3 protein-coding genes are annotated in these 1,561 nt (G+C 61.0%); 1 reads left to right on the top strand and 2 read right to left on the bottom strand.

Annotated elements, in window-relative coordinates:
- On the bottom strand, nt 1-456 hold a 456-nt coding region (locus AB4Z11_RS31225; protein WP_442029994.1), incomplete at its 3' end, for an LLM class flavin-dependent oxidoreductase.
- An 84-nt stretch (nt 457-540) separates the two neighbouring features.
- Between AB4Z11_RS31225 and AB4Z11_RS31220 the strand changes: the two genes are divergently transcribed.
- Nucleotides 541-810: a DUF4148 domain-containing protein gene (locus AB4Z11_RS31220; RefSeq protein ID WP_442029992.1), complete on the top strand. Its 270-nt coding sequence runs from the start codon at nt 541-543 to the stop codon at nt 808-810.
- A gap of 5 nt (nt 811-815) precedes the next feature.
- Here the strand turns inward: AB4Z11_RS31220 and AB4Z11_RS31215 are convergent.
- On the bottom strand, nt 816-1,561 hold a 746-nt coding region (locus tag AB4Z11_RS31215), incomplete at its 5' end, for a LysR substrate-binding domain-containing protein (RefSeq protein WP_442029990.1).

Genomic DNA, 1,561 nt, shown 5'->3' with positions numbered 1-1,561 from the left:
GTAGATTTCTGCGGATTGCTGCACCTCGCGGCCAAAGGCGGCGAATTCATCCGGGCGGTCGCCGGAGCCCAGCCCCAGGATGAAACGGCCGCCGCTCAGACGATTCAGCGACAGTGCCGATTTGGCAAGATGCAGCGGGTCTCGCAGCGGCAGCACCGCCGCCGCCGTGCCGACCGCGATGGAATTCGTGGCGGCGGCCAGCATGGCCAGCCAGAGGAAGGGATCATCCAGGGCGCTGACATTGCCTTCCTGCGGAATCATCAGCGGCACATCGCGGCACCACAAGGCGGTAAATCCGGCGATTTCGGCCGTCTGCGCGATCAATTGCTGCTCCCGCAGCTCAGCCGGAACGCGCTGCGGCATGGGCGCAGGCGTCATCAATCCCAGGGTCAGACCGGAACCGGCTACCCGGCGCCAGACGAGATTATCAACTTTTGGTGGAAAGTTATTCGTCACGACACCCTCTTTTTCGTGAATATTGCTCCACCTACACTAGAGACATCAGGCAGCCACTGCCAATCGCTATCAGGAGAATACATCATGAAAACCGCATCCTTCATCGCCGCTACCTTGTTTGCCCTGTCCGCCGTAGGCGCCGCTCAAGCCGCAGACCAATCGACCGTCACCCGCGAGCAAGTCCGCCAACAAGCCATCGAAATGCTGCGCTCCGGCGTACCAAATGATGGCGAAGGCTATCAGAATCAACTGCCAGCCCAGACCCAAACCAAAGTTACGCGTGATGCGGTGCGCGCTGATGCGCGTGCCGCAAACCGCAGCAATATCGTGACTGGCGGCGATCTGTATCAGTGATCCGCTCAGGGGCGCACAGGCAGCAGGCTTGCTGCGCTCTTCATCACGTAGTTGACGAAAAGACGCACCCGCGCCGGCATCTGGGTCCGGTGCGGGTAGTACATGTGAATGGCCGATATCGCCGTCGCGAATTGCGGCAAAATCTCCACCAGCTCCCCTTTCTCAAGCTCCTCGCGGATCAGGTAGACGCTTAGCTGCCCGATGCCGATGCCCGCCTTCACCGCTTCCACTTCCGGCAATGCGCTGTTGACGGTGCAGACCGAGGGCACGTCCTGAAATACCATCTCCCCATTAATGTTCAGTTCCCACGGCACCAGCCTGCCCGTGCTGGGCATACGGAATCCCGTGCAGGGATGCTGCAGCAGTTCGCACAGATTCTTTGGCTCTCCATGGCGCTTCAGATAGTCCGGCGTGGCGGCAATCACCAGCGATAGCGGCGCCAGACGGCGTGACACCACATTGCGCGAAGGCTCGCGGCCAATGCGGAATCCGACGTCGATCTTGGCTTGCACGATGTCGGTGTCCAGATCTTCCAGCACCAGGTCGAAGGCGATGTTGGGGTGTTCGAGACGGAAGCTGCGAATCAAGGGCATCAGCACTTTGCCGCCCAGGGATACGGGTGCCGTTATGCGGATCACGCCCTCGCGGCCGTCGCTGCTGGTGCGGACTTCATCGAGGATCTCATCCAGCATTTGCAACGCTGGACCGGCCACCTCCAGCAGCCGGGCGCCTTCGTCGGTCAGCTTCAAGG

It is taken from the genome of Pseudoduganella sp. RAF53_2, from assembly GCF_052113985.1.
Taxonomy (GTDB): Bacteria; Pseudomonadota; Gammaproteobacteria; order Burkholderiales; family Burkholderiaceae_D; genus Rugamonas.
Note: the sequence above shows the minus strand (reverse complement) of the source record. Positions and strands in the feature narration are given on the sequence as shown.

Excerpts from the sequence above, each read along its gene's own strand:
- AB4Z11_RS31220 (WP_442029992.1), top strand. The coding sequence starts at position 541 with ATGAAAACCGCATCCTTCATCGCCGCTACCTTGTTTGCCCTGTCCGCC.